Here is a 26,847-nt window from a genome sequence, read left to right as displayed (position 1 = left end):
TACTATATTCAATCTTTGAAACATCTATCTATGGCTAGAAAAAATCAACGTCTTTTGCTGTTAGTTGTTTGCTGTAGTATAACTGGTGTAATTTTAGGAGGTACTGCTGCTTGGGCAGAAAGTAGTCTCTGCTTGGATGACAGTAAGGTTACAAGTGAGTGTCTAACTCAAAATCCAATCCAAAGAACTATCCAAGGAATGAGTACCGGATTGTTAGCTGGGGCTGGGGCCGCTTTCGGTGCAGTATGGCAGTTACGGCATGAAGATTGAGCGTGAACTACCACTAACCCGGATTTTCGGGTTAGACCCAGTTTCTGTACTAAAATCCTGATTTATGTGGCTTTGGAAGAATACCGATTTATTAATGCATGAGCAAATTTCTGGTGTTGTTCGGCGAGATGTTGAGGATAGATGAACTGAGCATTGCCCATGAAGCGGTACACCCAGCGACAAAACTCCTCCAGCGATCGCTCAGGAAGTTTAACAATATAATCTATGTAAGTAGGTTTGCTATGTGTCTTATTCATAAGTCTGGGTTAATCGCCTGGATTGATGAACGAAATAATCAGCTTTTTCGCCACCTACGCTATCAAATTGACAAAAGCTAGTCATCTCAAAATTTTCAACGCTCTGTTGGTTTCTGTGTGACTGAAGCAGTTGGATTTAGACTTGAAGTGATGGGACTGGAGGAAAGACTGGTGACCAGAGCAATTGGTATAGATCAAATTATTACCCAAAAGGTTCTTACCTTATCAAAAGAACAACAGCAGCAAGTACTTGACTTTGTAGAATTTCTGCAATTGAAATCACTAACAGTGGAGTTTAAGCACCATGATGGCACGCCAATGTCTGCTTTAGAAGCAGCGGGAGACTTAGTTGGCTGTGTGGATTCTGGGCCTGGGGATCTCTCGACAAACAAGGAGTACCTTAAAAGACCATTAGCAGAATGAAGCAAGCGGTACTGCTAGATACAGGCCCATTAGTAGCTTTAGTCAATCGGAGAGAGCAGTTTCATAAATGGGTGACAAATCAGTTTAGACAGATTGAACCACCTTTGTTAACTTGTGAAGCGGTAGTTACAGAGGCTTGTTTTCTCTTACAGAATGTTTCTGGAGGAGAAGCAGCAGTAATTTCTTTTGTGCAAAAGGGAATTATCCATCTCCCGTTGAGCTTGAGTGAAGAAGCTGGGGCGGTTTATGAGTTGATGCTGCGTTATCAGTCTGTACCGATGTCGTTAGCGGATGCCTGTTTGGTGAGGATGGCAGAACTGTATCCTACTCGTGAATTACTCACATTTGATAGTGATTTTAGAATTTATCGGAAAAATCGTAATCAATTAATTTCTGTGATTATGCCAGAAGAACTGTGAGCCTACAAATTTTAATCTTAGACATTAAAGAAAGGTCAATGAGGTTGCCACCCCCAACTCGTCTACCCAACAAGCATTACATATATAGAGAATACCTGACACCAACTGAGGTGCGATCTCTTTTGATTGGGGCGATTTATGACATTTCAGCATCTGCGTGTGAAGTGAGTTTAAGCACGTTATGCCAATAGACTTATCCGGAAATGAGAACTTTATTTGGCTGAAACCTAGCTCTGGAGAGGGTTTTAGAGGTTCCTGTTTTATATAAGCTAAAAAGCCAGCTATGTAAGGGTTTCAGCTATTTTGAGGTTTATTTGTGGATAAGTCTAATAAGAAAAAGACTGCAACTATGATAAAGCCTGCTGTTGAGTTTATTGCTCCTTTTATACATTTACAGCCAATGATTTCCATGCTTTCTGACAAGCCAATTGTCTAATGCTAACACTTGGCTGCAACGGACTGAATCGATATCTGGGTTAGGATACAAAGAAGCAAGCGTCTAGGCGCATTTGCATTCTTGGTGGCTTATAGAGAATAATCACAAATAAAGTCGCTTTGGCATCTTCGTGCGAGATAATAAATATAAAATATGGCGATCGCAATCGATTTTGGTACTAGCAACACAGTCATTGCTCGTTGGAACCCCGTAACCCAGCAGCCAGAAACCCTGAATCTACCAGGTTTATCAATTAAACAAAGTCTCAATCCGCCACTGATTCCCAGTTTGGTTTATGTTGAAGACGCAAGACAAAATAAAGTTTTAGTAGGGCAGCAAGTACGCGATCGCGGTCTTGACCTCAAAGGCGAAACGCGATTTTTCCGCAGCTTCAAGCGCGGTATCGGTGCAAATATCCAAGGTTTCTTACCCGAACTAGATGGGCAAGTTGTCACCTTTGAACGAGTAGGGCAATGGTTCCTCACCCAAGTAATTGAACAACTAGCGCCTCTGCAAGGTGGGTTAGATTCTCTAGTTTTAACTGTACCCGTAGACAGCTTTGAAGCCTATCGTCACTGGTTGGGGAAAGTTTGTCAATCCCTTCCCGTCGAACAGGTGCGAATGCTAGATGAACCCACAGCCGCCGCCTTGGGTTATGGCTTGGCAGATCAAGAAATTCTCTTGGTGATTGACTTTGGTGGCGGTACTTTGGATTTGTCCCTTGTGCGGTTAGATCAAGGTGTGCAAGCAAGCACAAAGCCCTTGGGATTTATCCTTAAGTGGGGCAATAAGTCCTTGGCTGAAGACTCAAAACAAAAAGTCAAAACTGCCCGTGTCCTGGCGAAAGCTGGGCAAAATTTGGGCGGTACTGATATTGATAATTGGTTGGTAGATTACTTTGCCAAAACTCAACAACTGACGATAAGTCCCTTGACAACACGATTGGCAGAACGGGTGAAAATTCAGCTATCAACCCAAAACCAAGCTAGTGAAGTTTATTTTGATGATGAGACATTTGAAAGCTATGAACTGGAATTAAACCGCGACACTTTTGAAAATATCCTCAAAGAACACGCATTTTTTGAGTTACTCGATGAGTCAATGACAACACTGTTGCAGCAAGCAAGACGCCAAGGGATAGAACTTCCAGATATTAATGCAGTTTTGTTAGTTGGTGGAACAGTGCAATTACCGGCAGTGCAGACATGGATCAAACAGTATTTTCAGCCAGAAAAAATCCGTTGCGAACGTCCCTTTGAAGCGATCGCTCAAGGTGCATTACATCTAGCACAAGGGGTACAAATAAAAGACTTTCTGTATCATAGTTATGGTATCCGCTACTGGGATCGCCGCAATCAGCGTCACAAATGGCATTCTCTGATTAAAGCTGGACAGGCATATCCAATGAGTCAGCCAGTGGAATTAGTCTTAGGCGCTTCTCTGGAAAATCAACCTAGTATTGAATTAATTATGGGAGAATTGGGAGCAGATACAGGCAATACCGAAGTTTATTTTGATGGCGATCGCCTGATTACTCGCCGTCTGGACAGTAGTGAAACCAGGGTCAAACCCCTCAACGATCAAGAAGGCGCGAGGACAATTGCCCAACTGACACCAGCCGGATATCCCGGAAGCGATCGGATAAAAATCCTCTTTGAAGTTGATCAACAACGCTTTTTGCGAATTACTGTTGAAGACTTGTTAACTAATGATACACTTTTGGAAAATCAACTTGTGGCACAGTTGAGTTAATTAACTAAAAGGATTTAAAAGTGGGATACCGCAACCGTCGAAATCTCGGATGTTGCGCCTTACTAAAGTCAATTGATGAATTTGACCAGTAGCAGCAATCATCATATCTGCTTGGCTGTGTGTTTTCCCACTTAATCTTAGTTGACCTCGCAATTCACCAGAGCGCTTGGCAATTTCAATGGTGATGGGTAATACTTGGGAGTTATTTTCCAAAAAGCTCTCCAACCATATTTTAATTCTAACGTTGGGCTTGAATGTCAGTCTATAAAATATTTCTTCAACGGTAATTGCACTCAGAACTATTGAGGAAACTCTTTCTGCCCATTTCAGTACACCAGAGTTAGAGGATGTTTGAAATGTCCTATTGTCGGTATCAACTAGTTTTAGATCCCCCTAAATTTCCCTTAAAAAGGGGGACTTTGATTCCGGTTCCCCCCTTAAAAAGGGGGGTTAGGGGGGATCTAAAAGTGCCTAAAGTCACAGCGAAACACTTTTCAAACAACCTCTTAGGTTGGAGTCTTAATAATTCGCTGATAATGTTAGTGTCACAGAGAAAAGTCATCGATGGCATCAGCGAAAAGGTTAGGACGGTCTTGGCGGCAGGGTACTTCGAGGATATAATCTTCTTCAGCAGCTATCTGACGTAGTTCTTTGAAAACATCAGCTAGAGAAATTTTTTCGTGCTGCTTGCGCCACGTCAAAAATTCTTCAAACATCTCAGCTTCAACAACAACAGCCACCAGTTGATTTCGCTTATAGATGAGTTGCGGTTCTTTAGTGACAGCATGAATCAGTTCGGAGAACCTCTGTTTCGCTTCTGCAATTCTCCAGTTTATCTAAAACCTCTTTTCTTGATAATTAATGTCTATATTCTCATAAAAAAAGTGCAGACGCTAGGCTGAGGCTACACCTAACGGCGAATGTGTATTTCTAGCCACCCATCTTTAACCATCCAAAAACTTGATTGACGGTTAGTGCAAGTTGAATTTCTGGTAATACAGGCAAAAAATCTTCTCCCTAGAGTAGCACTGGCTGTTGCTCTGCTAGAAATACCAAGATACTCAGGTCATCAGGGTCAAGAAACCATCCCAGGCGGCTGCCATAATTCAGACAGTGAAGAATATTCCCAATTACTTTGTTGGGTTTTTGTTCTGGCGAGAAAATTTCAATCGTCCAGTCTGGTGGAAGTTCAAAATTATCAGGTACTTGCTCATCAACGGTGAACGGTATGCGTTCCCACTGAAATACAGCCACATCCGTTACAGTTGAGCGTTTCCCAAAAGTACACCGTAATTCGGGAAACGCATAGGCAATCTTTTGATTCTCCGTGACTTGATTGACAACAGCACAAAGTTTACCTTGTAAGCGGCTGTGTCTCCCTTTCGGCATTGGTTTTTGAATAATCTCTTTGTTAATATATTCGCTTGCAGGCTTTGTTTCTGGGAGGTTCAGAAACTCTTCCAGGGTGAGAGGTTCAGTAGTTGTGGCGCTCATAGCTCCTGAATTCCTGGAAAATGTGTTTTTAGTCTAGCAGTATATATGGACAGGTGCTTTCACGGAACGCACCTGTCCATACATCAAGATAAGAATTGCAGCAACGATCAATTCATCATCACGATAATTCGTAATTGAAACTCTTAATTACGAATTATTTCCGCACGACTACTAAAGTTCCCATTGAAGCCCAGTTGTAAAGATTACGAGCTTGCTTAACAGGTAAATTTACGCAACCGTGGCTGACTGGAGTTCCAAAACGGTTATGCCAATAAGCACCGTGGATGGCATAGCCTCTGTAGAAATACATTGTGTAAGGAACGTCAGGAATGTTGTAGCCACTGCCTCGCATTCGGTGAGTGCGATACTTAGAATTAATCCGAAATCTACCTATGGGTGTAGGGGTCGATTGCTTACCTGTGGAAATGCGGTATGAATGAATAACTTTATTACCTTCCCATGCACGTAAGCGTTGCTGTGACAGGTCAATTTCAATCCAGCGAGGTTGGGATCTTTGCCTGATATTAGATAGAGTGATGCCGTTTTCATCGACTGATGTGGCTGTTGCTGTAGTCGAATTGGGTGTACCTGCTAACGGTGATGACCAAGAAAATAAAGTCACCACCATGAGTGCTACGCCTGTACAAAAAATTCCTGGGGAACGAATCCCACCACTGCGAATCCAGGTTTGCATTATGTCTCATCTTCTAAACTACGTAAAAATCATGAAGTGAAGTAATTTTCTGGAACATTACAAATTTCCAGAGCGACTACTCGCTTACTGTGGAGGATTTACGCAATTCATCCGCTAATGCTTCTCAAGACAAGTTCTAAGCTAATCTGCGTCCAATTTGCATATTTGTCATTTGTTATTGACAAAGGAACACAGATTTATTCGTCGCGTGTGTTACAGAAGCCGTAACGCACCGAAAATATAGCAATGGTGCGTTATACCCTTGACTAACGCACCTTACAAAATAGAAGTTTTACATTTTGTTGAATCCACATTCCTAATGACTAATTACAAAGGACAACCTTTACAAAAAATCTGTCATTTAAATGCCTAAATGCAAACTTTCCCCGAATTCATATTTGCATTTGTAATTTCACACAGGAATTATCAGGATTTACGCTTATTTTTTTGGGCAAATTGTTGAATGCCCTCTTTTCTATTTTATTTCAAGTTCAGTAATTCCGACTCCGAAGATTCCCAGCAAGATTTTATGCTGGGAATTACTTAATTGTCTTGATTTATTGTTATTTATGATTTTACCTAAATTGCGTTCTGGCTGCTTCACCGACTATTTCTGGATGACTACTGGTGTCCCTACTGATGCCCACTCGAATAGCCATTTAGCATGTTTAGGTGCGATATTGACACAGCCGTGGCTTACTGGAGTGCCAAATCTCTTATGCCAGTAAGCTCCGTGAATAGCGTAATTACCTTGGTAAAACATTGCATAAGGAACGTTGGGAACATTGTAGTCTTCTCCCTGCATCTGTGTAGTTTTGAACTTGGATTGAATCTTAAAACTACCAACAAGAGTAGGAGTAGATTTTTTGCCAGAGGAAATAGCACTTCCATAAACAACTCTGTCACCTTGCCAAGCTATTAACCGTTGCTTTGAAAGATTAATTTGAATCCAGCGCTGATCCGATTGTTGTAATGTCTGGATTGTTTGTGCAATCACTTGATTTTGGGAATTCGCCCAAACTTCACTCGTTCCAGTAGTAGTAAAAACACTTAAGGACAGTGCTGTACCAGTGAGGAGTATTTGTAAGCGACGCACCCAGTCAGGATAAATCAGTCTTTTCATTTTAGATACACTCACACTCAAATCATCGGGTCTTGGGAAACTTATCAGTTTTCACCTTTATTTCCATATCTATTACTTTAATAGATGTGAATTTTTGATGATTGGATTCAAAGTTAAGTTAACTGTCGCATTAGCTTTTTTGCCCCAGATGCGATCGCTTCCCAATTTCCCTCTGTGACAAGCTTTTGGGGAAATAATTCACCACTCAAACCTACAGCGATCGCTCCCGCTTGTAAAAATTCTTTAGCATTTTCCAGGGTAACGCCGCCAGTCGGAATTAAGGGAATCTGACCCAGCGGCCCTTGCAAACTTTTGATATAATCAGCCCCTCCCACTGCTTGTACAGGAAATACTTTTACACAACTAGCGCCCTGACTCCAGGCGGTAACAATTTCTGTAGGAGTCAGCGCTCCTGGTATAATAGGTACATTTTTTTCTTGTGCCGCCTGAATCATTGCGGGGTCAACGTGGGGTGTAAAGAGGAATTGCGCCCCAGATGCGATCGCATCTTCTAGCTGTTGCACATTGAATAGCGTACCAGTACCAATGGTACAGGCTGGTAATTGTGAGCGTAGTTGACTGATTAATTCCCCAGCGCGATCGCTATTCCAGGTTATCTCAATTAACTGCATTCCCCCAGATACTACAGCCATTGCCATTTGCTGTCCCACTTCGATTTTAGGGGCGCGGATGACTGCGATCGCTCGATGTTTTTCCAATTGTGATAACCAAATTTGATTAGGCATTTTGACTGGGAATTAGGGGTTGGGGACTAGGGATTGGAGACTGGGGATTTCTAATACCTAATACCTAATTTTCAATACTAATGCCCAATACTCCATCCCCAATGCCCTTAAAACTTGCTTCTTGTATCAAGCTATGAGATATTGCATACAAACATCGTAAAACCTATCGAATTACCGTAGTTTAAAATTAAATGCCTCAGCGTTTAGGTCTAAAGGAGTAATTAAAATGACAATTGCGCGACAAAACACAGCAGCATCCTTAGCAATTAGCATTCACGATTCCGAAAGCGTCGATATAAGCAGCTTGTGGAAGCTTGTGCGACTAGGTGCAGGATTTTGGTGGCATACTAAGGCATATGGAACGATTTTGGGTGTCATGCTGCTGACATTGGTGAGTTTGATTTTCTTAAGTATGCATTGGTCTTACCGCAGACTGTTCCCATTTCTCAGCCATCGAGTCATTGAGAGTAATTGGGATAAGCAATTAAAAATTAAAAGTTAGAAATGTTCGCGTAGCGTCTCGTAGAGAATAAATGCGATGTGACAGGTATCCTGGCGATGTCCAAGTGGGAAATGCTGGTAAAAAAGTTGCTACAACTACACCCGTCGTAGATATCGCCTGATTTTGCTTCCTTTACATTACTTTAGAGACAGTCTTTGAAAACTCAGCTTAATTCTTCTAGTAGAGGAGAGAGCTAATTAAAAGGCATATACTGCAATTACCAAGCAATAGTTTGATAAGCCCCTAGTTAAAGACCTACTAGGAGCTTTTTTTAACAAAGTATGTTCAGTTTAATTCCCCTGCTTCTTGTGGCAGCAGGAATTGAACGCCTAATTAAAATCCCCGTCACAAAACGTAATTGCGAACTTGTACTGAGCGCAGCCGTTGGCGCAGCCTCTGGTAAAGAAGTATTGCGAATTGCCAATTGGTTTAATTGATTATCTACTTCAATTAGGTTATGTATTAAAAAACTTAGGATCGATAAAACTATTCCTTATGGATATAAATAATTAATTCTGATGATAGATGGAATCAAAAGATTAAGATTGCTAATATATATTTGTGAGTGAAAAACGTTTACCGAATTAAGAACAATGAATATTCTTGCTTGGATTGTTTTAGGTCTAATTGCTGGTGCGATCGCAAAAGCTATCTACCCAGGTCATCAAGGCGGCGGAATTCTGGGAACAATCTTGCTAGGAATCATCGGTGCTTTTGTTGGCGGGAGTTTAGGTGTATTCTTCACTACACGAACCTTAGCTCTAGCAGCTCCTACTCTTAGCATTCCTGGTATTGCGCTAGCAGTTCTTGGTGCAATTATTGCAGTTTTCGTGTGGAATTTATTAACCAACCGCAGTGCTGTATAGTAATAAGATCGCGGTGAATTAACGAGAAAGATTTAACAGGTTTATCGAACTATTTTTAACTGTCAATTAAATAAAAAAAATAACGCCACCTTAATTGCAGGTAGGTGTTATTTTTTTTGATTATTTTGCAACAGAATAGTCAAAATTAGCGCCATTAGGGCGTGTTACGGCTTAGAGAATATTTGAAAAGTCTCAGAGAAGCCCTCAATGTTAGCACAGATATTACTAAAAATTTTATAGGGAAATTAGCGATCGCCCCCGATTATGAATTTTATTAAGAGTCTTAATTAGCTCTAAGAATTCCTATACCAGCTTTTCTTTCAATGTAATCTGCTAAGTTGATAAAATCTTCACGCGGGTAGCATCTTCCGCCAACCAGATCAAACGCTAATCTACTGGCAGGATTTTCTGGGTTTTCGAGTATATGTATACCCCAGTAATAAAGGAGGTCGCTAGCCCGAATACAAACTTCTTCTGGATCTATACAATGAAATTTATTATCTATCTTGCTAATTTCCTTATAAGCATTAGAATACACTTCTTTTAAAAGCCTTAAACGCTTAATTCCAGGATCTTTAAAATTGTTAACTAGCACAAATAAATGAGCTTCATTATTGACTTTACGTATATCTACAACAGTTGATTGAATAACTTTACCATGTTTGCTTATTCCCAGTGGGTTGAAGGTAGTTGGGATAATACAATAATCTAATCGCTTAACTAGCTCTGAGGGATTACGTTCTAGTGCTGGTGAGCAATCGCAAATTACGATTTGACAGTCACGGGCAGCATCTTCATTCCAATCCTTTCCATCAAACACTTGAATAGTTGTACCTACCCCTTTAGGATTGGGAACAAAAACACCATCACCTACTAATTTTTGCAGATTTTGTTCTGGGTCTAAGTCCACAAGTGCCACATTAAATCCTTGCAGCGCTAATGCTCCTGCTAAATGCCCTGCTACAGTTGTTTTTCCTACTCCGCCTTTACAGGTAAAAACTCCAAAATAAACTTTTTTTGGCATAGTTTCTCCGTTAGGATTCCGATTATATCCGTCCTTATCGTCGAAACTGCCATCAATCGCAACCAGCTTATTTTCATGGGCAATCCCACAGCGAACTTTAGTATCTTTACGCCAGGTTCTGATTAATGCCAATGCTGGGCCACCAAATCCTTTTGTGGTTATGAACCAACCAAAATTAAATTTTTTGCCTTCGTCAGAATCTAAAAAGTCAGCAAACTTTAAAAGCTGCGGCGCTGTTACGTTACCTTTTAACCATTTAACCTGAACAACACCAACTAGGTTTCCTTTTTTGACCACTAGATCATAGCCAGGTTGATTGGTCTTTGCAGTTTCAACTGTCCAATCTGCTTTATGGAGCAGTTTTGCTACGTGCTGCTCAAAGTGGGTAAAATCCTCGCTGAATTGTGGCTCTAATGGTGATGACATAAACAACTTTAAGTGTTTTGCTTCAATGAGATAGTATGTAATACAGTATACTTTATCAAAATAAACCCTGTCCGTATAGTTGATTTATATACGTAACATGAATCACTATTCTCCTCTTTCAAAGAAATGCACCATACTCTAAGATAAATTAACTGCAAAGTTACGTCTGATTTAAATAAGTATAAATACACTAAAATCTAGAAGTTTTATAAAATTTTCAATAAGTTGCACTGGTCGGTACACACAATCTGACAATGTTCAGTTAAGCTGTAAGCGCTATGATTGAGCTTTATTGAACGTCTTATGCATTGGTTATTATCTGGGCCGTTGAGTATAGAGAAATTGACGGTTAACATTGCAGGATTGCCTGCATCGTTACAAGGTAAGAAACTGGTGCAGCTGTCAGATTTTCACTACGATGGTTTGCGGCTGTCGGAAGACATGTTAGAAAAAACGATCGCAGTTACTAACGAAGCTGAACCAGATTTAATTCTATTAACTGGTGACTACGTAACTGATGAGCCGACACCGATTCACCAACTGGTACTTCGACTCAAACATCTGCAAAGTCGCAGTGGTATATATGCTGTTCTTGGCAATCACGATATATATTACAGACACGCAAAAGCAGAAATTACAGATGCCCTTACTAGCATTGGGATTCACGTCCTTTGGAACGAAATTGCCTATCCACTAGGAAAAGAATTGCCACTCGTTGGACTGGCGGATAGTTGGTCACGAGAATTCCACCCCGCACCAGTCATGAACCAGCTAAACCCCAACACACCCTGCATCGTTTTATCCCACAACCCAGATAGTGCGGAAATATTACAATCCTGGCGAGTCGATTTACAATTATCGGGTCATACTCACGGTGGGCAAATCGTGATTCCGGGAATTGGCCCTGCGGCGTTCTTTTACGAAAAGCTTGTAAAAAAAATACCCAGAAAAGTGCGGCGTCTAGTCCCATTTTTGCAAATAAATGTTTCTGTAGTCAGCCATTGGGAATGGGCACAGGGTTTCCATCGACTAGGAAAAAATCAGCTATATGTCAACCGTGGTTTGGGAACTTACCTCCCAGGACGCTTATTTTGCCGCCCAGAAGTTACTATAATCACCCTACAAGGTGAATGAGAAGACAGGAAGTATAAGAAAAACCCCATAACTAAATTCAGCTATTTCAAATAAATCAATTAGTTAATTATATCTGGAGTATATGACATAAATTATTGCAGTTTCTCAAGTTACATTTTGATTTTTGGTAAGCTGTAAGCGCTGGTATGAGGAGTATCGGTTGCGTTATGCATTGGTTGTTTACAGGACATTTAAGAGTAGATAAAATCAGGGTTAAGATTGCGGAACTTCCAGCATCTTTACAAGGTACAACGCTAGTGCAGTTGTCAGATTTTCACTACGATGGTTTGCGGCTATCAGAAGATATGTTAGAAAAAGCGATCGCACTTACTAACGAAGCTGAACCAGATTTAATTCTATTAACTGGTGACTACGTAACTGACGATCCCACGCCAATTCACCAATTGGTGCTTCGACTCAAACATCTGCAAAGTCGCTATGGTATCTACGCCGTACTTGGTAATCACGATATCTATTACAGCCACTCAAAAGCAGAAGTTACCCAGGCGTTAACTAGCATTGGGGTGCATGTGCTTTGGAATGAAATCGCCTATCCACTAGGAAAAGAATTACCACTAGTAGGACTAGCTGATTATTGGTCACGGGAATTCCACCCCGCACCAGTCATGAATCAACTAGACTCGGCTACACCCCGCATCGTTTTATCCCATAACCCAGATACAGCTAAGATATTGCAACAATGGCGCGTAGATTTGCAACTATCTGGTCATACCCACGGTGGTCACATCGTAATTCCGGGGATTGGGCCTTTAGTACTCTATTATAAAAAGCTACTCAAACAAATTCCCAAAAAATTACGGCGTTGGGTAACATTTTTCCTGGGAGACTGTTCTAAAGTAGTGCGATATTGGGAGTGGGCGCAAGGGTTTCACAAGGTGGAAAAAAATCAACTATATGTCAATCGGGGTTTAGGAACTTATAAACCAGGACGCCTATTTTGTCCGCCAGAAGTAACTGTGATTACCTTAATTAGTCATTAACAATTCTGAACTTTTTAATTAACTCAACGCAGAAACCGCCGGAAGCTGCGATGGATAAATATCAACAGCTTGCGGCGGTTTCTTGAAGATTGGAGAATTCAGAAGTAACTAACTCAACTAATTAAGGTGGACAGCATTCGCGTAGGTGTAACCCGTCGTAGACATCGCTATACTCAGAATTGCACATCCTTAGATTTCAATTAGACAGGCATTTTCTGGCTGTGCGTTCTCATTCCTCCAAAACAACTCATTGAACTCAATCTAAAAATACATTCAATGGATGCCACAACTTCAGAGCGAGCGCAAGAACATTAGAGCAGGAGGCACAGGCTCTAACTTGAAAGTTTTTGTTTAACTTTTAACCTGTTTGTACCTTGCTCTTAATCTAGCCTATGTTTATTCAGGTACACCATATATTTACTAAACTTAAATACCATTAATTCATCGCAACAATTCAGAAATATTGATAAAAAAATTGTCCCACTTGTTAGACGTTGGCGTTAATGCCAGCATTATCAAGTGGGCTGAAAGTTCAGAAGCTGTTATTGAGCAGAATCGCCTGTAGTAGCATCACCTGCGGTAGAAGAACCGCTATTAGATGTACTGTTTGACTGACCTACTCATTGAGGTGGAGTGGTTTTAGAGGTATCACTTTTCGCACCTGGAGCGACACTATTAGTAGAAGTATCGTCCTTGTTCTCCGAAGTCGGAGTATTGGTTGGACTGGTCGTCGGAGTTTGTGCCGCTTTCGGGGTTGGCTGGGTTACAGGTGCTTTTTCTGCCGCAGGCTGCTGGGGTGGAATAGTAATGTTAATATTCGGTTGGCGAGGTGTAGATGGAGGTGTAACCTGCTGTTGTGGAACAGGAACAGGAATAGCAACAGGTATTTCCCTGGTTCTTTCGATGATTGTCGTTCGTGGTTGAGGAGATGCACTAGGAGTTGCACTACTCTTACTCGGTACAGGAACTGCGACTGGCACAATATTGTTAACCGGTGCGTTATTCTGCTGGTTGAAGTACCAGACCCCACCTATAACCAAACCAAGCAGGGAAGTAATGATAATACCCAACAGCAAACCACCACTAGCATTGTTATTGTCGCGCTCGGCTAAATCAGCTTGCTGATTGATATGCTCAGTATTTCGACCTTGTACGTAACCTTTTTGGTAAGAGTTGGGATCATGTGTGTTGTTTTTAGATCTTTCAGTGCTTTGTGTCAGGTTGGTGTGAATATTACCATTACTATCGGTGTAAGTCTCTTTCTTGACTTCAGTGTTTTCGCTTTCGCCTTGATTGGTAGGAATAGGCATAGTTGTTGATTTAACTCCTCGATACGAGATTGACAAACTAAAGCTTTGTAAAAACAAGAGGTTTTAATCAGCCGAAAAATGTATGTTGCTGATAAATATTGAGTTTTATTTGCTACTCAGATGTTGGGAGTTTTCAGTATAACCTCTGTGATCAGCAAGTGGCTCTATCTCTAGGGAGTTAATACTTAATCAAAAGAAAGAGTACCTCCAAAGATAGATGTTATTAAATTGTCAGGTCATACATAGATAAAAAATCTAGTAATTTACTGAAATCATCTAAATTTTTAATAAATCAAGAATAGATTATGCTTAACTATCACTGGCTAAAGTTTGCCCATCAGGACTGAAGACGACAGACATTACCTTATTTGAATGCCCTTTGAGAGTGCGTACAGATATTAAATCTTGCATATTAGACTTATCCGGAAATGAGAACTTTATTTGGCTGAAACCTAGCTCTGGAGAGGGTTTTAGAGGTTCCTGTTTTATATAAGCTAAAAAGCCAGCTATGTAAGGGTTTCAGCTATTTTGAGGTTTATTTGTGGATAAGTCTATTTAGGAATACTAAAAAATCACCAGCAAATCTTCCTATACTTAGTATTCCCAAGTGTAGATATTATCTAACTCAAAGTATGGTGTCGCCGTCTGAAGCAACACGCAGTAGGGGTACAGCATTGCTGTGCCCCTACGAATGATATGTATTCCGCTTCTCATCTTCAACGTCGATTTAGCCGCAGTAAACTTTTTATCCCCTGACAAAATCTTTTTACCAGAGGTCTAGGTTTAGATGTATGTCTAGCTGATCGTGATGTACGCGCAGCGCCGGGATTTCTTACCTCTTGTTCTATTTGTGCAGCTTTATTTAAATCTGAACTGGCTCTATATTCGTATCCCAGTTGGGAACAAACTAGCCCACGATATTTATATGCGTCAATATAGTGAGGATTGAGACGAATTGCATGGGTAAAATCTGCGATCGCATCCTCATATCTTCCTTCTGTAGCATTCTCTACTCCCCAAGTATAGAAAGTTTCTGCATCCCAACGATTGACAGATATTTTTGTGGTATTTGTAGGCGAAGATGAAGATGGATTTTCACTAGTGGGAGGCTCGGATAAACTTTCAGATTTTAGCTTGTTGTAAGCTGCGTTGATTGATTTGATTTTTTCCTCAGCTTCCTGTTTTTGCTCTTGATCAAGAAAGCGATCGGGATGCCAAATTTTCACCAGTTTACGGTAAGCTCGCTTTACTTGTGCTGGCGATGCACGGGGTTCCAGCCCAAGAACTTCATAAGCATGATTGATATCAAGGTCATCGCGCATACTGGAAAAATCGGCAACTATATAAATCTATGTTAACTATTCCCCTAAATCTTCTCCAATCAACCCAAACGCCCCATTCTGGTTATCACTGGGATAATAGTAGTCGCCGCTTCTTTGAAGGCTGGTATTACCGCGTCACTTTGCCGGAAATTGGGCAAACATTCGCCTTTATGTATTCAATTGAAGACCCCATCGGCGGTAAACCTTATAGCGGTGGTGCAGCCCAAATCCTTGGCCCCGATGATGGATATTTATGCCGTACTTTTCCTGATGTGAAGAAATTTTGGGGTAGTCGAGATGTGCTGGGTTTAGGTCATTGGGGTAAAACGGATTTGCAAGTTTCTCCTTTATACCTTCTGCCAGCCGAGTTTGAGCATCATGTTCAAGAGGGTTATCAAGCCACAGCCACTTTAAATCAGGGAATAATTTGCGATGGCTCCGCCAATAATTATTGCCGTTGGCAGTATGAAATTCAACCAGTATACGGTTGGGGTAATCAAAATAGCATTCAGCAATCAACCGCAGGCTGGGTCTCATTCTTGCAGATTTTTGAACCTGGATGGCAAATTTTGATGGCTCACGGTTTAGCTAGTGGGAAGATTGACTGGAATGGCAAAATCTACGAATTCACCAATGCCCCAGCCTACGGCGAGAAAAATTGGGGCGGTGCTTTTCCCCAAAAGTGGTTTTGGATAAATTGTAATTTATTTGAGAACGAACCCGACTTAGCATTAACTGCTGGCGGTGGACGGCGGGGTGTGCTGTGGTGGATGGAATCTGTAGCGATGATTGGCTTGCACTATCAAGGCAAGTTTTATGAATTCGTTCCCTGGAATTCCCAAGTAGACTGGGAAATTCAGCCTTGGGGCAGATGGCAAATGAAAGCTAGTAACTCTAATTATGAAATTGAATTGACAGGAACCACTGATCTACCTGGTACACCTCTACGTGCGCCCACAGCAGAAGGTTTAAGATACTGTTGCCGAGACACCATGCAAGGAAAGTTAAATTTAGAGTTACGAGAATTAAATGGGACAAAATCTCAAATAATCCTGAAAGCAGAAAGTTTTCTTTGTGGTTTAGAAGTAGGCGGGGGTTCTTGGGATAATTGTTGGCAGTCTCGGTAAAAGTACTGCTATAATTATATATGCTTCGTAATTGGGGTTGTAGCTCAGTTGGATAGAGCGGACGCCTCCTAAGCGTCAGGTCGTGCGTTCGAGCCGCACCAGTCCCGTAAGCCAAAAAATCCCTAAGACCTTGACTAATAGCAGGTCATAGGGATTTTATTTTTACCAGTCCTGAATTGGCAGCAGCTTTTAATGACAAGACTGATGAAGTAGCATTAATTAAGCCGTCTGCTCAGAGTGTTGCCTGAATTTGAGCAATGTCAGAAAGTCCTCCAGAAATTCCAATAATAGAGAATGTGGAGCCGCCAGAAGTGAAACTGGCGGTTTTAAGATTATTTGAGACAGAAATGCTAATCAGCGACTCATTGCAAAAATCTGTTCAGCCGTTAAGGGAATGTTCGGAAACAATCTAAAATCAATTCGATCTTGCCCTCGAAACACCTTTGGGGGTAAATACTCTCCATCTTCAAGTTGGTAGATTGTAATGGTTGGCTGCTTGGGAGAGCCAATGAACCGAATGCCACCAAAAGCAGCATAGTCCACAATGATGTACTCGAAAACGCCTAATTCCTCTCTACGAGACGCTACGCGAACATATTCAGCAAGTTTTGTCAGATAGTCGTCCTTCCAGTTGTTGCTAACGACCTCAATGATTCCGGGTGGTGGAATATATGCAGCAGCAGAGCTAGAGCTAGTTTTCATCCTCTGCCATTCTTGTCTAGCAAATATGACAATATCTGCTTTCCGGCTTTTTTCTTTTTCTCCTGTTGCTGTTTTGAGCCGAACCTGCTTGGACTGGCGCGAGATGTAAGGCAGGTCATTTTCTTGGCAGTGATTTTCTAAATAGGCACACAATCGCTCGATCAAATCCTCATGATTTGCATTTGGTTCTGATAATGGCACGGGAATCCCATCCAATAGCTCAAACTCTCTGCCTGAACCATCGTCCCAGGCAAGAAACTCTTCAAAAGTCAGTGGTTGTGTGACGGTTGCGTACATCGCCCTCGCTCCATTGCTGACGGGTACTTCACTCAATGCTATCAAGATGTACAGTTTTGTCTATGAGTCCTGCTTGATTTTCCTGCCATAGTTCTGAAATAACAGTTTGAAGTAGGGTAACAAAAGGCGATCGCAATTCCACGTACGGAATCATGGGATGCTCCGACATCTGGCCCACCCTCTTTAAGGACTTGCCAGGTTACAGGGAACAAGTTGTACAGAGATGTCAAAGCCTCTTGCAAAAGTCCGTTATCAACTTCCAATGGCTGAACTGCAATGCGAGTTACAAGTTCAACGTACAGTGACCAAGCGGCTTTACGCTCCGTTGGGTCAACTTCCCATTCTACAAAACCAATTCCAAAAGGAAGGCTGAATGATACTTTTTTGATTTTCGCTGGGTCAAATTTAGGCATAAGTTTGTCGCACTATTAAAGGTTAATTCTTTACACGTAGATAAGTTAATACTTTTTACTTGCCTTTTTTCTCAACCTCTAATGCTGATACCTCTCTTTTAATTCAGTATAATTTTAGTGTAGTAGCGTATTTTTTGTACGACAGTAAAAAATATGTTTCTTCACTGTGTGGTATTGTGAATCACTAATTATGGCTAAAAAATACGATGTTGTATTATCTTTTGCAAGTGAAAATCGAGAATATGTTCGAGCAGTTGCAGTTACTCTCCAAGCTGCTGGTATCAAAGTTTTTTATGACGAATTTGAACAGGCTAATCTTTGGGGCAAGAACTTGTATGTTCATTTAGATGAAATTTATCGCAATGAAGCACACTTTTGTGTAATGTTTATTTCTAAACATTATTTAAGAAAGACTTGGACTAATCACGAAAGAGAAAGTGTTCAGGCTCGTGTATTCCAAGAAAAAGAAGAGTATCTTCTTCCTGCGCGTTTTGATAATACAGAAATTCCAGGTCTTATTCCAACAATTGGTTATATTGATTTACAAAATGTTTTACCTGAAAACTTTGCAAAGATTGTTATTCAGAAGTTAAATAATACAAACTTAAATACCTCAATTCTTACTAAGGATAATCCAAAGCCTATTATAAAATTAAAACAAACAACTCAAACCGTAAATTTTAATTTTGAGGGAATTAGTCAATTATCTAATGATAAACCGATAGTTTATAAAGTTTTAACTCAAGGAGGAAGGAATAATTATACAGGAGTGGCAAAAAAAGGAGAAGTTTATATAACTCTTCAAAAACATTTACAACTTGGTAAAAATTATGTTCCAGGATACAAGGTTAAAATTGAACGAATGAGTACTATTCAAGAAGCACAGAAGAAGGCAAATAGAATTATAAATAGAACTAAGCCAAAGTATAATAAGTAATAAATAAATCAAGAATTAAGAAGTATTTTTTATAAGCGATAGATAATAAGGACATTAATTATAAACAGGATAAATTACAATTTGATGCTTTGCTCTTGCTATTCCTTTAATACTACTCTGATACATATCCCAATATTCAGCCTCAAGCATTTATGCTAATAATAGTTAGCTCGAATTGTTACTTTTAAATATTTCGGCTATACTGGTATGTTTTTCAGGGTAAGCGCATCTAATTTTGTAGCTCTTGATACAGATAAAAAGCTTGAAACTCTATCTAAATATCAATTTTTCATTCAAAATAGGACGAATTGTCGTAAATGATTGAAAAAACATGGGTCAAATAGCTTTTTATGTTTTTTAACCACATAAAGATGAAAATCTCAATCCCACCCTTTGGCTCAGTATAGTAAGTTTGAACTTATTTGTGCTTTGGGTGAACCCTAAAACGTCCGTGTCAAGAGTGTTTGAGATGCGCTTACCCTGGTATGTTTTTACAATGTCCAAAGTTGTGTTCTAAGTGATAACCTTTGATCTTAAGTGTATTGTTATTTTCGTTTTCCCTGTGATTATTGCTCGACATTGCCTTTCATAATTCTTCCTCATCACCTACCAGAACACAAGACCCGATCGCCCTTCATTACCTTCTGGTTAGTCTGCAAATAATCATGCAGCAAATGGCAACCCCGCGTAAGCAATTTTTCCAGTTGGATATCTGCCAAATCTCGAAATATTACTGTGCCATTGCCACTACCCGCAGCCAAAGTTTTGCCGTCATGGCTGAAACTGACGCTGGTTAACTCATCCCTATCACCTTTCAAAGCAATCAGCAATGTCCCTTCTCGGTTCCAAATCCTCACTTTGTCATCACTGCTAGCTGCTAGAGTCTTGCCATCAGGGCTAAAACTGACACTGATGAAACTATCGCCATCCCCAGCAAGATTATCTAGCAAATTACCGTCTCGACTCCAAATCTTCACCGTGCTATCAATACTAACTGAAGCGATCGCTTTCCCATCTGGCGACCAAGCAACCCCATTTACCCGGCGGCTATGACCAGTTAAGGTATATAGTAATTTACCATCTACACTCCAGATTTTCACTGTTTTGTCATCACTAGCTGAGGCTAGCAACTTGCCATCTGGGCTAAAGCTTACCCAATTCACCGCATCTTGATGTCCCTGCAAGGTGTTGAGTAGTTTACCCTCGCGACTCCAAAGCTTCACTGTTTTATCTTTACTAGCCGAGGCAATTACTTTACCATCAGGCGACCAAGCTACACCCAAGACGGCATCATTATGTCCCTGTAAAGTGTTGAGTAGTTTACCGTCGAGACTCCAAAGCTTCACTGTTTTATCTTTACTAGCGGAAGCGATAAGACCTTTGGGCATGGCTTTGCTTACCGCCTGACCATCAGGGCTGAAACTCACGCCCCAAACTTGACCCTCATGCCCCGTGAAAATACGGAGTAGTTTCCCCTCTCGACTAAAAAGTTTTATAGTTTTGTCTCGACTTGCTGCTGCTAAGGTGCGATCGTCTGGACTAAAACTGATGCTAGTTACCCAGTCATCATTATCAGCTTTCGGCTTTCGCAGCAGCACATCGTCCCAATGCCAGAGTTTAATAGTTTTATCCCGACTAGCAGAAGCGAGGGTACGACCGTCTGGGCTGAAACTGACGCTATTCACCCAATTATTATGTCCCTTCAGGGTTCCCAACAGCACACCTTCAAAACTCCAGAGTTTGATTGTCTCGTCGGTACTTGCGGAAGCGATGGTCTTACCATCAGGGCTAAAACTGACGCTGGTAACTCCAGCACTATGCCCCGATAAGGTTCGCAGTAGTTTACCCTCCAGATTCCATAATTTGATTGTCTGGTCTAAACTAGCAGAAGCGATCGCTTTCCCATCAGGCGACCAAGCTATACTTTTGACTGCATCCTCATGTCCTTGGAAGGTTTTGAGCAGCTTACCATCCCGACTCCACAATTTCACCGTCTTGTCAGCACTCCCGGAAGCAATAGTTTGACCATCAGGCGACCAAGCGACACTTAAGACTGCACCATCATGTAAGAGCGAAGTTTTGAGCAGCTTACCATCCCGACTCCACAGTTTCAGCGTCTTGTCTGAACTCGCCGAAGCAATAATTTGACCATCTGGGCTGAAACTAACACTATTCACTACACCCTGATGCCCTAAGAGAGTGGCAAGCAGTTGACCGTCCCGACTCCACAGTTTTACTGTCTTGTCTTGACTGGCGGAAGCAAGGATTTGACTATCGGGGCTGAAACTGACGCTATTAACTACATCTTCATGCCCCGACAAGGTTTTAACCAAGCTACCATCGGGACGCCAAAGTTTAATTGTTGTATCTGCACTGGCTGAGGCAATTAAAGAGTGGTCAGGGCTAAATATAACACTATTTACTCCTGAGATATGCCCTTCTAAGCGGTTATACTCTCTTAACCCAGAAACTGCTTGATAGAGTGCTGTCTGTACTTGTTGTCTTGTGTAGGAATCTACCCAGATTGTTTGTTGTAATTTTCTTCCCGCTTTTAAAGCTTCTTTTAAAGCATCAATACCTTTTTGTGAGGCAAATAGGGCTTCACTGGATGCACTGAAGGTTTTAATTTCGCTATCTACTGCTGTCACTATGGAAACACTTAATCCTAATATGGCGAGAACACAAGCAGTCAGGGCAATTTTTAGCGAACGATTTAATTGAGCTTCACTGAGCCTTTGTTTCTTTTGACTTTCTGCGAGTTTAGCTGTTAACTCTTTTTCTTTAAGTTCAGCTCGCAAGTGTTCAATTTCTAACTGACTCAATTCTTCGCGCTTGTGTAACTCTCGCAATTCTGTTAATAAGTCCAAACCCGGTTGGAGATGAGAATCTACTAATTTGGAACCCTGCTTTTTTTGGCTAAGTTCGCTTTTAAGTCGTTCAATCTCAGCTTGACTTTGTTCTACTTTTTGGCGTAGCTGGTTCAGTTGTACCTGTAAGCTCGATTCTTGTTGTTGCAGGTAGCGAATCAAGTATACTAAATAATCGTGAATCAGTTGATAGCGTTCTGGAACATCGGGAAAAAGAATCACTAAACCGGAGCGTACTAAAATGTCTAAAACTAACTCTAATTTGCCAGCATCTTCTAATTCTCCTAGCTGCGCCGCTAACTCAGCACGAGTTTTAAAAGGTCGGTTGTTACTTTCATCTGTTAATAAGTATAAGACGAGTAACGCGGCTCGTTCATTCTCTGGGCCGCAGTCTTTAATCAGTTCCTTAATATATCGTTCGATGAGTTTGTTCGGTCTATATGGCTGATATTCTTCTAGTGTAGTAATGCGTTCATCTTGGATTTGCGCTCCCACAACTTGCAATTCAATCGGGCGGACTTCTCCAAATTCTGTTGATAAATCTTCGATTAAGGCATCAATTAAAGCCGGTTCTAAATTAAACTGCGATCGCTCTGTCAATTTTCGGATAATTGCTTTGGCATATTCTGGCGTGAAATTATTTAACTGGTAGCGGATATGCTTGTCGAGAATATTGTTATTAATCGCTTCCAGTGCCGAAAGATGTTTAAAGTCTAATAAACGATGTAAATAATCTTCTCGCAAGGAAAGGATAACTTTGACAAAGGGTATATTCAGGCAATCGCTGATAAATTTATCAAATTCTTGCTTTTGATTGCGATCGCTATAACCAAAGAAAAATTCCTCAAACTGGTCAAAAATTAAAACTGTGATCAAATGGTGATCAGCATTTTCTTTTAGTTGCTGTAAAATACTAACGATGGTGAACGGTGTACCAGAGTAGGGCAAAGCCTCCGCTTCAATGGCTGCTTCTGACTTGATATCAGCATACACCGTGAGGGATGCGTCACTAGACATCGCCTCACTTAAAGATTTCCCTAATTCCCGCGCCCAATCGGTGTAAACTTGCAACACCACAGGTACGGCTATTTGATCGCCAATCGCTCGATTTTGCAGTGCTGGAACTAAACCCGCCGTGACAGTAGAACTCTTACCCACCCCTGATTGACCGTGAATCACCGTCAGCTTTTGATCGGCGCGGCTGATTCTGCCAATTAAGTTATTAATATCACGCTCTCGACCAGAAGCCGCAATTTCTAAAGCAACGCTGCTACTCCCCGAAGGTGACATCAATGCTGGATTTGTCGCCTGTCTTTGGGGTTGCAAACGTCCCGCACCGATAAAAGCCCGAAAACCGTACTGCTGCTCAACAGAACGCCGTTTCTGTCGAATGTAATAGGCTTCCAAATAGCGCCCTTCTTCAAAGTAAAGCGATCGCAGTCTCCGCAATAAGCGAATATAACGATGGGCATCGTATTGATGGGCACTGCTTTCTAAGGCTGCTGGCAGTTCTTTAGTCGCCTTGTCGAGGTATTCACGAGCTATTTCTAGCTCACCTAAATTTCGCTGGGCTTTCGCTAAAACTAAATAGTAAATTTGCCCCAATAATAATGGAAATAGACAGTTGTAAGGGTCGTTGTGCTTTTGCGCCTCACCTAATTTCAGCAGTGATACGTGTGCTAATATACTCGCCTGTACCCACCGTGACTGCTGCACAGCCACTTGTGCCAGAAAACCGTAGTCACAAGCTAATTCGATTTGAGTACCATAAGTTTGATGTAACTCCAGAGACTTTTGAGCAACCGTCTGCAATTCTTCCCACTCTTGCAGATATTGCAAAACCTCTGCAAGTTGATTAATAAATCCAGCAACTATATCTAAACGCCCAGCCACCTGCAAGATATTCAAGCATTGCTGAAAATAAGATTTAGCTGTGTACCAATGGCGGCGGTTTTCTGTTTGATTTTGCTCTGCAAAACGGCAATAACACAGCCCAATATAAAACAGTAAAATTCCCTGTCGCAAAAGTAGGGGAGATGGGCGATTAGGAGGCGTAGGCAAAGAAAATACTTCTTCATCCCCCCCTGCTTCCCCTGCTTCCCCTGCTCCCCCTGCTTCCCCTGCTCCCCTGCCCCCCTGCCCCTCATCCTCCTCATCTTCTCTCTGTGCCAACTTTTGCCAAGCTTCCAAGCTTTGCTGAAAATGGTTTAAAGCTGGATGAATGCGATCGCTAATATAATCATCTAGACCAAAAACAAATTCTAAACTAGCGTGTAATTCTGGCTTTAAGGTAATACCACGATTGTGTAACTCTCTAATCGCAAAGTGGAGTTCATAGCTATGTTTCCAGACTTGCTCCACTGTGGAATAATGCTTTGCAACTTGAGGAGGTTGGTGTTGTGCAGCATCGCTTGGTAACACCGTGGCAAACAAAGAGTCTGTTTCCTGTTGCAAAAATTGCAGCAGTGATTCAGTTGTCATTTCAAACTGAATCGGTGTCGCCGCCCAACTAGCAAAATCTGGTGCTAAACGCACTACCTTTTGCAACACTTCTTCATTCACCCACAAAATCATTGGAAATGGGTGACGTTTGCGAAATTCATCACGAATATGATTAATCGACCTAAGTAGATCATCAAGTCCATCTACTGACTCTAAACCCAAAATCATCAAGGCTGATGGCGGATTTTTTTCGGTTAGCAGTTGTAAATGAATACTTGTGTAAAGACTTCTGGCATTATGCGGTAGAACTACCTTTTGAATTTGATGTACTCCTGAAGAGAATTCTTCGAGTTGTTGCAGCATTTGCTCTTGCAAAACTCGATAATTGCAGCACACCAAAACCAGGGAAAATTGACCGCTAGAAAGGGCAATTGCTCTCCTCAAACTCCGCAAAGCTCGCTCATTAGCTGCTTGTATATCTACTTGTGGGTGTCGTTCAACCATGATTTAAATTTTTCCGTCTCTGCTAAAACTGGGTTGACGGCAAACCAAGCTCCCTGATGATCGCGGTATTCAAATACAAATAAACTTCGCAATAAAGTGTAGTATTCTATATCACCTCTAACTCTCTGCTGTTGCACTACCTGAAAGATTAATTCCCACTCATGAGGGTCGATAGCATTAGTTCGGTAATCCCGTTGTCTTTGAATTACTAGTTCGACACACTCCCGATCAAAGGGTGGATCTTGTTCTCGCAGACAGTCAAATAGTAACCCTAGCAAGTCGCGTACATGACCACCACTAATCAGGCACAATCGATCTAAGGTTTCCAAACTATTAAACACTTCTGTAATTAAGCCTAACCGATCGCTAGGTAAAATGTCTGGAAAAGCTCTAGCTAGCACCATTTGCCGCAACATTGTTAACCCTTGAGGGAAAATCTCCCCAGAGCGCAAACGCACAGGTATCATCGGTAACACTTTTGGCGCGACTCCACCCCCCAAACGATGCTGAAGTTCGGCGCTATCGTTGGAAAAAGTCAGAGCTAAGGGAATAGTGTAGACTACATGACAATTAAGTTTTCGTAACTGTTCACCACGCTGAATAAATAAGTATTCTGGCAGCGATCGCCCCGATGGTAAAGGTCGAATTGCGACTCTATCCAAGTTATCAACAATCACCACCAATCCTTTTTTACCCCTGGCTTTCAGTTCCTTGGTGGCACGTTGTAATAATTCTTGATTAATTGACTGTAAAATATTTGCTGTTCGCGGTTCCAAATAATCCCTTAACCGCCGCCGCAATTGGGGGCTTTCTTTAGTTTTAGCTGTAATTTTGGCAATTCCCACAGACAACTCTGCTTCTACCCCAATGTCAATTGGCGTTTGCAAGAAATCGACAATTTCACCAAACAACTTGGTAAAGTAGGTAGGTTTGAGCCTGATTTTCATCGCTTCTAGGCTTTCGCTCACCTGTCCGGCGATCGCTAACAAAATATCAGTCACATCCACATCTGCCATTTCTAAGACATGGGTAGACTCAAAGTAAACTACATGAAATTGCTGCACTTCTAACTCCGCTTTCAGGCGCAACAACTCCGTTGATTTCCCACAGCCGAGATGTCCTGTAAATAGTTGACAGGTTGGAGCATCCGGCGATATGCGAACGATCGTGCGCTGCAAAGCTTCGATAATTTTGCCACCCCGCACCGCAGCAAAATCGATATAGTATCTGCGATCGCTGGCATTTCCTATGATTAGAGGTCTGCTCGGATTGCAAGCCTGATAAAATCTTTCTAAATCTAGGAGCATAACTAATCGAGTTCACTGAAGAATAAGGATGAAAAAATCTGCTAAATAAATATATTAATGTTAGGGAATTTCTCCCTTAATTTAAGTACATCTCACTCAAAATACTAACTAAATTAGCAGCATTCCGGATGATTATTCATATCTAGGTTTCATCTAGCACAAAGCAATGCTGATATTTGATTTTAAGTAGAAATACTACTATAAGTACAAACATGATAAATGCCCAATCTTAAATAAGGTACTCTTATCAATATTAAAAATATCTCACATAAAAAAAGGTACTCTCAAGTACAATTTGGTCGCGCTCTTAAATATATAGCGGTTCTCAATTGCATAGAGTATAAACAACTCGTAGGAAACATTGCTCAGGAGTGTCAGCTTAGAACCAAAGCAAATAGAATTTAAAACCTCGTTAAGAGCCTCTGGCTAATAAATGCATGATGGTAAATAGATCCGCGCTGTAGGGGTTTAGTATTGCTCATTAGTGACAACTTAAGGTAAAACCAGTCTAGAAATAGCTTTTAGAGATTGTCTCGTTCCCAGTCTCCAACTGGGAATGCATTCAAAGAGGCTCCGCCTCAAGATTTGTGGCAGAACCGCAATGAGGTGCATTTCCAGCCTCTGGCTGGAAACGAGGTTTTAAAGGAGTTTGAGCTTAAGTTGACACGCATGAGCATTGCTAAACCCCTACGACAGATTTGGTTTTTTGCATCACACATATTTATTTAGTGTTTTCTGTCAATTCTTAAGTTGTAATTCCTTAAACTGGTAATTTGTTCGTTAAAGTGATAATTTACTCCTTAAAGCGATGGGTTACTCCTTAACGCCATTCTTTGCTCCTTAAAAAGATGATTTTTTTCTTAAAATGACGATTTTTTTCTTAAAAAGATGATTTTTTTCTTAAAAAGATGACTTTTTTCTTAAAAAGATGATTTTTTTCTTAAAAAGATGATTTTTTTCTTAAAATGATGAGCGAACAGAATTCAGGAGTCAGGAGTCAGAATTCAGAATGAATTCTGTACGACTGGTGGATGAATAATCGGGTTTAAGAC

24 protein-coding genes, 1 tRNA gene and 2 pseudogenes are annotated in these 26,847 nt (G+C 41.1%); 12 read left to right on the top strand and 15 right to left on the bottom strand.

The genetic code is table 11. The features are described 5' to 3' along the window. The first annotated feature begins 30 nt into the window (after positions 1–30). Positions 31–270, top strand: a complete 240-nt coding sequence (locus PUQ00_RS03960) for a hypothetical protein (protein ID WP_300413394.1) — start codon at positions 31–33, stop codon at positions 268–270. A gap of 62 nt (positions 271–332) precedes the next feature. Here PUQ00_RS03960 and PUQ00_RS03955 read toward each other — a convergent pair whose 3' ends face one another. After that, entirely contained in the window at positions 333–527 is a 195-nt protein-coding gene (locus tag PUQ00_RS03955) for a hypothetical protein (protein WP_300413392.1), read from the bottom strand. 117 nt (positions 528–644) lie between these two features. On the opposite strand from PUQ00_RS03955, the gene PUQ00_RS03950 reads away from it, so the two are divergent. The 3 genes from PUQ00_RS03950 to PUQ00_RS03940 all read left to right on the top strand — a co-directional run bounded on the left by PUQ00_RS03950 (position 645) and on the right by PUQ00_RS03940 (position 3,557). After that, on the top strand, positions 645–950 hold the full coding sequence (locus PUQ00_RS03950) for a hypothetical protein (protein WP_300413391.1): 306 nt from the start codon (positions 645–647) through the stop codon (positions 948–950). Then, the gene (locus PUQ00_RS03945) at positions 947–1,369 is read left to right on the top strand and encodes a PIN domain-containing protein (protein ID WP_300413389.1); all 423 of its coding nucleotides are present in this window, start codon (positions 947–949) and stop codon (positions 1,367–1,369) included. Before PUQ00_RS03950 ends, PUQ00_RS03945 begins: the two co-directional genes overlap by 4 nt. A 589-nt stretch (positions 1,370–1,958) precedes the next feature. Further along, positions 1,959–3,557, top strand: a complete 1,599-nt coding sequence (locus PUQ00_RS03940) for an Hsp70 family protein (protein WP_300413387.1) — start codon at positions 1,959–1,961, stop codon at positions 3,555–3,557. On the opposite strand, the gene PUQ00_RS03935 is transcribed toward PUQ00_RS03940, so the two are convergent. From PUQ00_RS03935 to PUQ00_RS03910, 6 genes and pseudogenes are all read right to left on the bottom strand, one after another. Next, complete coding sequence (locus PUQ00_RS03935) at positions 3,558–3,830, bottom strand: type II toxin-antitoxin system VapC family toxin (protein ID WP_300413527.1); 273 nt, start codon at positions 3,828–3,830, stop codon at positions 3,558–3,560. It lies immediately after the preceding gene. Positions 3,831–4,102: 272 nt separating this feature from the next. Next, a complete protein-coding gene (locus tag PUQ00_RS03930; RefSeq protein ID WP_300413525.1) occupies positions 4,103–4,381 on the bottom strand; it encodes a type II toxin-antitoxin system prevent-host-death family antitoxin in 279 nt (92 codons plus the stop codon). A gap of 106 nt (positions 4,382–4,487) precedes the next feature. Beyond that, positions 4,488–5,051, bottom strand: a pseudogene (locus tag PUQ00_RS03925) (Uma2 family endonuclease). A gap of 154 nt (positions 5,052–5,205) precedes the next feature. Beyond that, positions 5,206–5,745 (bottom strand): L,D-transpeptidase, encoded by a 540-nt coding sequence (locus tag PUQ00_RS03920; RefSeq protein WP_300413385.1) that lies wholly within the window; start codon positions 5,743–5,745, stop codon positions 5,206–5,208. A gap of 607 nt (positions 5,746–6,352) precedes the next feature. After that, the gene (locus PUQ00_RS03915) at positions 6,353–6,868 is read right to left on the bottom strand and encodes a L,D-transpeptidase (protein WP_300413383.1); all 516 of its coding nucleotides are present in this window, start codon (positions 6,866–6,868) and stop codon (positions 6,353–6,355) included. Positions 6,869–6,981: 113 nt separating this feature from the next. After that, on the bottom strand, positions 6,982–7,614 hold the full coding sequence (locus PUQ00_RS03910; protein ID WP_300413381.1) for a bifunctional 4-hydroxy-2-oxoglutarate aldolase/2-dehydro-3-deoxy-phosphogluconate aldolase: 633 nt from the start codon (positions 7,612–7,614) through the stop codon (positions 6,982–6,984). 226 nt (positions 7,615–7,840) lie between these two features. Here PUQ00_RS03910 and PUQ00_RS03905 point away from each other — a divergent pair, with 226 nt between their 5' ends. From PUQ00_RS03905 to PUQ00_RS03895, 3 genes are all read left to right on the top strand, one after another. Beyond that, complete coding sequence (locus PUQ00_RS03905; RefSeq protein ID WP_300413379.1) at positions 7,841–8,116, top strand: hypothetical protein; 276 nt, start codon at positions 7,841–7,843, stop codon at positions 8,114–8,116. A gap of 281 nt (positions 8,117–8,397) precedes the next feature. After that, positions 8,398–8,553, top strand: coding sequence for a hypothetical protein (locus tag PUQ00_RS03900; protein ID WP_300413377.1), 156 nt, complete (start codon positions 8,398–8,400; stop codon positions 8,551–8,553). Between the two features lie 156 nt (positions 8,554–8,709). After that, complete coding sequence (locus PUQ00_RS03895) at positions 8,710–8,982, top strand: GlsB/YeaQ/YmgE family stress response membrane protein (RefSeq protein ID WP_300413375.1); 273 nt, start codon at positions 8,710–8,712, stop codon at positions 8,980–8,982. Between the two features lie 283 nt (positions 8,983–9,265). On the opposite strand, the gene PUQ00_RS03890 is transcribed toward PUQ00_RS03895, so the two are convergent. Beyond that, positions 9,266–10,432, bottom strand: a complete 1,167-nt coding sequence (locus PUQ00_RS03890; RefSeq protein WP_300413373.1) for an AAA family ATPase — start codon at positions 10,430–10,432, stop codon at positions 9,266–9,268. 303 nt (positions 10,433–10,735) lie between these two features. Between PUQ00_RS03890 and PUQ00_RS03885 the strand changes: the two genes are divergently transcribed. Continuing rightward, positions 10,736–11,566 carry a metallophosphoesterase gene (locus PUQ00_RS03885; protein ID WP_300413371.1) on the top strand — a complete coding sequence of 277 codons (831 nt, stop codon included), beginning with the start codon at positions 10,736–10,738 and terminating at the stop codon, positions 11,564–11,566. 167 nt (positions 11,567–11,733) lie between these two features. Continuing rightward, a complete protein-coding gene (locus PUQ00_RS03880) occupies positions 11,734–12,567 on the top strand; it encodes a metallophosphoesterase (protein WP_300413369.1) in 834 nt (277 codons plus the stop codon). 620 nt (positions 12,568–13,187) lie between these two features. Here the strand turns inward: PUQ00_RS03880 and PUQ00_RS03875 are convergent. The 3 genes from PUQ00_RS03875 to PUQ00_RS03870 all read right to left on the bottom strand — a co-directional run bounded on the left by PUQ00_RS03875 (position 13,188) and on the right by PUQ00_RS03870 (position 15,199). Beyond that, a complete protein-coding gene (locus PUQ00_RS03875) occupies positions 13,188–13,877 on the bottom strand; it encodes a hypothetical protein (protein ID WP_300413367.1) in 690 nt (229 codons plus the stop codon). Positions 13,878–14,186: 309 nt separating this feature from the next. Next, the gene (locus tag PUQ00_RS32700) at positions 14,187–14,288 is read right to left on the bottom strand and encodes a WD40 repeat domain-containing protein (protein WP_334759767.1); all 102 of its coding nucleotides are present in this window, start codon (positions 14,286–14,288) and stop codon (positions 14,187–14,189) included. A 305-nt stretch (positions 14,289–14,593) separates the two neighbouring features. Next, a complete protein-coding gene (locus PUQ00_RS03870) occupies positions 14,594–15,199 on the bottom strand; it encodes a DnaJ domain-containing protein (protein ID WP_300413365.1) in 606 nt (201 codons plus the stop codon). A 29-nt stretch (positions 15,200–15,228) separates the two neighbouring features. Between PUQ00_RS03870 and PUQ00_RS03865 the strand changes: the two genes are divergently transcribed. Together PUQ00_RS03865 and PUQ00_RS03860 are read left to right on the top strand one after the other, a co-directional pair. Further along, positions 15,229–16,326, top strand: coding sequence for a tocopherol cyclase family protein (locus PUQ00_RS03865; protein WP_300413363.1), 1,098 nt, complete (start codon positions 15,229–15,231; stop codon positions 16,324–16,326). Between the two features lie 33 nt (positions 16,327–16,359). Beyond that, a tRNA-Arg gene (locus tag PUQ00_RS03860) sits at positions 16,360–16,433 on the top strand. 247 nt (positions 16,434–16,680) lie between these two features. Here the strand turns inward: PUQ00_RS03860 and PUQ00_RS03855 are convergent. Both PUQ00_RS03855 and PUQ00_RS03850 read right to left on the bottom strand, forming a co-directional pair. Further along, positions 16,681–17,325, bottom strand: coding sequence for a Uma2 family endonuclease (locus tag PUQ00_RS03855; RefSeq protein ID WP_300413361.1), 645 nt, complete (start codon positions 17,323–17,325; stop codon positions 16,681–16,683). Between the two features lie 125 nt (positions 17,326–17,450). Further along, a pseudogene (locus tag PUQ00_RS03850) lies at positions 17,451–17,738 on the bottom strand (hypothetical protein); the annotation flags it as partial. A gap of 190 nt (positions 17,739–17,928) precedes the next feature. Between PUQ00_RS03850 and PUQ00_RS03845 the strand changes: the two are divergent. Further along, complete coding sequence (locus PUQ00_RS03845) at positions 17,929–18,675, top strand: TIR domain-containing protein (protein ID WP_300413359.1); 747 nt, start codon at positions 17,929–17,931, stop codon at positions 18,673–18,675. 602 nt (positions 18,676–19,277) lie between these two features. Here the strand turns inward: PUQ00_RS03845 and PUQ00_RS03840 are convergent. Further along, positions 19,278–24,488 (bottom strand): hypothetical protein, encoded by a 5,211-nt coding sequence (locus PUQ00_RS03840; protein WP_300413357.1) that lies wholly within the window; start codon positions 24,486–24,488, stop codon positions 19,278–19,280. Then, positions 24,464–25,795, bottom strand: coding sequence for a P-loop NTPase fold protein (locus PUQ00_RS03835; protein WP_300413355.1), 1,332 nt, complete (start codon positions 25,793–25,795; stop codon positions 24,464–24,466). The genes PUQ00_RS03840 and PUQ00_RS03835 overlap by 25 nt, the downstream gene beginning before the upstream one ends. Positions 25,796–26,847 lie beyond the last annotated feature (1,052 nt).

This window comes from Nostoc sp. S13, assembly GCF_029379315.1.
GTDB lineage: Bacteria > Cyanobacteriota > Cyanobacteriia > Cyanobacteriales > Nostocaceae > Nostoc.
The sequence above is the reverse complement of the archived record's forward strand: the minus strand, read 5'-3'. Positions and strand labels throughout refer to the sequence as shown.

Excerpts from the sequence above, each read along its gene's own strand:
- PUQ00_RS03960 (WP_300413394.1), top strand. The coding sequence starts at position 31 with ATGGCTAGAAAAAATCAACGTCTTTTGCTGTTAGTTGTTTGCTGTAGT.
- PUQ00_RS03955 (WP_300413392.1), bottom strand. The coding sequence starts at position 527 with ATGAATAAGACACATAGCAAACCTACTTACATAGATTATATTGTTAAA.
- PUQ00_RS03945 (WP_300413389.1), top strand. The coding sequence starts at position 947 with ATGAAGCAAGCGGTACTGCTAGATACAGGCCCATTAGTAGCTTTAGTC.
- PUQ00_RS03940 (WP_300413387.1), top strand. The coding sequence starts at position 1,959 with ATGGCGATCGCAATCGATTTTGGTACTAGCAACACAGTCATTGCTCGT.
- PUQ00_RS03920 (WP_300413385.1), bottom strand. The coding sequence starts at position 5,745 with ATGCAAACCTGGATTCGCAGTGGTGGGATTCGTTCCCCAGGAATTTTT.
- PUQ00_RS03915 (WP_300413383.1), bottom strand. The coding sequence starts at position 6,868 with ATGAAAAGACTGATTTATCCTGACTGGGTGCGTCGCTTACAAATACTC.
- PUQ00_RS03910 (WP_300413381.1), bottom strand. The coding sequence starts at position 7,614 with ATGCCTAATCAAATTTGGTTATCACAATTGGAAAAACATCGAGCGATC.
- PUQ00_RS03905 (WP_300413379.1), top strand. The coding sequence starts at position 7,841 with ATGACAATTGCGCGACAAAACACAGCAGCATCCTTAGCAATTAGCATT.
- PUQ00_RS03900 (WP_300413377.1), top strand. The coding sequence starts at position 8,398 with ATGTTCAGTTTAATTCCCCTGCTTCTTGTGGCAGCAGGAATTGAACGC.
- PUQ00_RS03895 (WP_300413375.1), top strand. The coding sequence starts at position 8,710 with ATGAATATTCTTGCTTGGATTGTTTTAGGTCTAATTGCTGGTGCGATC.
- PUQ00_RS03890 (WP_300413373.1), bottom strand. The coding sequence starts at position 10,432 with ATGTCATCACCATTAGAGCCACAATTCAGCGAGGATTTTACCCACTTT.
- PUQ00_RS03885 (WP_300413371.1), top strand. The coding sequence starts at position 10,736 with ATGCATTGGTTATTATCTGGGCCGTTGAGTATAGAGAAATTGACGGTT.
- PUQ00_RS03880 (WP_300413369.1), top strand. The coding sequence starts at position 11,734 with ATGCATTGGTTGTTTACAGGACATTTAAGAGTAGATAAAATCAGGGTT.
- PUQ00_RS03875 (WP_300413367.1), bottom strand. The coding sequence starts at position 13,877 with ATGCCTATTCCTACCAATCAAGGCGAAAGCGAAAACACTGAAGTCAAG.
- PUQ00_RS32700 (WP_334759767.1), bottom strand. The coding sequence starts at position 14,288 with ATGCAAGATTTAATATCTGTACGCACTCTCAAAGGGCATTCAAATAAG.
- PUQ00_RS03870 (WP_300413365.1), bottom strand. The coding sequence starts at position 15,199 with ATGCGCGATGACCTTGATATCAATCATGCTTATGAAGTTCTTGGGCTG.
- PUQ00_RS03865 (WP_300413363.1), top strand. The coding sequence starts at position 15,229 with ATGTTAACTATTCCCCTAAATCTTCTCCAATCAACCCAAACGCCCCAT.
- PUQ00_RS03855 (WP_300413361.1), bottom strand. The coding sequence starts at position 17,325 with ATGTACGCAACCGTCACACAACCACTGACTTTTGAAGAGTTTCTTGCC.
- PUQ00_RS03845 (WP_300413359.1), top strand. The coding sequence starts at position 17,929 with ATGGCTAAAAAATACGATGTTGTATTATCTTTTGCAAGTGAAAATCGA.
- PUQ00_RS03840 (WP_300413357.1), bottom strand. The coding sequence starts at position 24,488 with ATGGTTGAACGACACCCACAAGTAGATATACAAGCAGCTAATGAGCGA.
- PUQ00_RS03835 (WP_300413355.1), bottom strand. The coding sequence starts at position 25,795 with ATGCTCCTAGATTTAGAAAGATTTTATCAGGCTTGCAATCCGAGCAGA.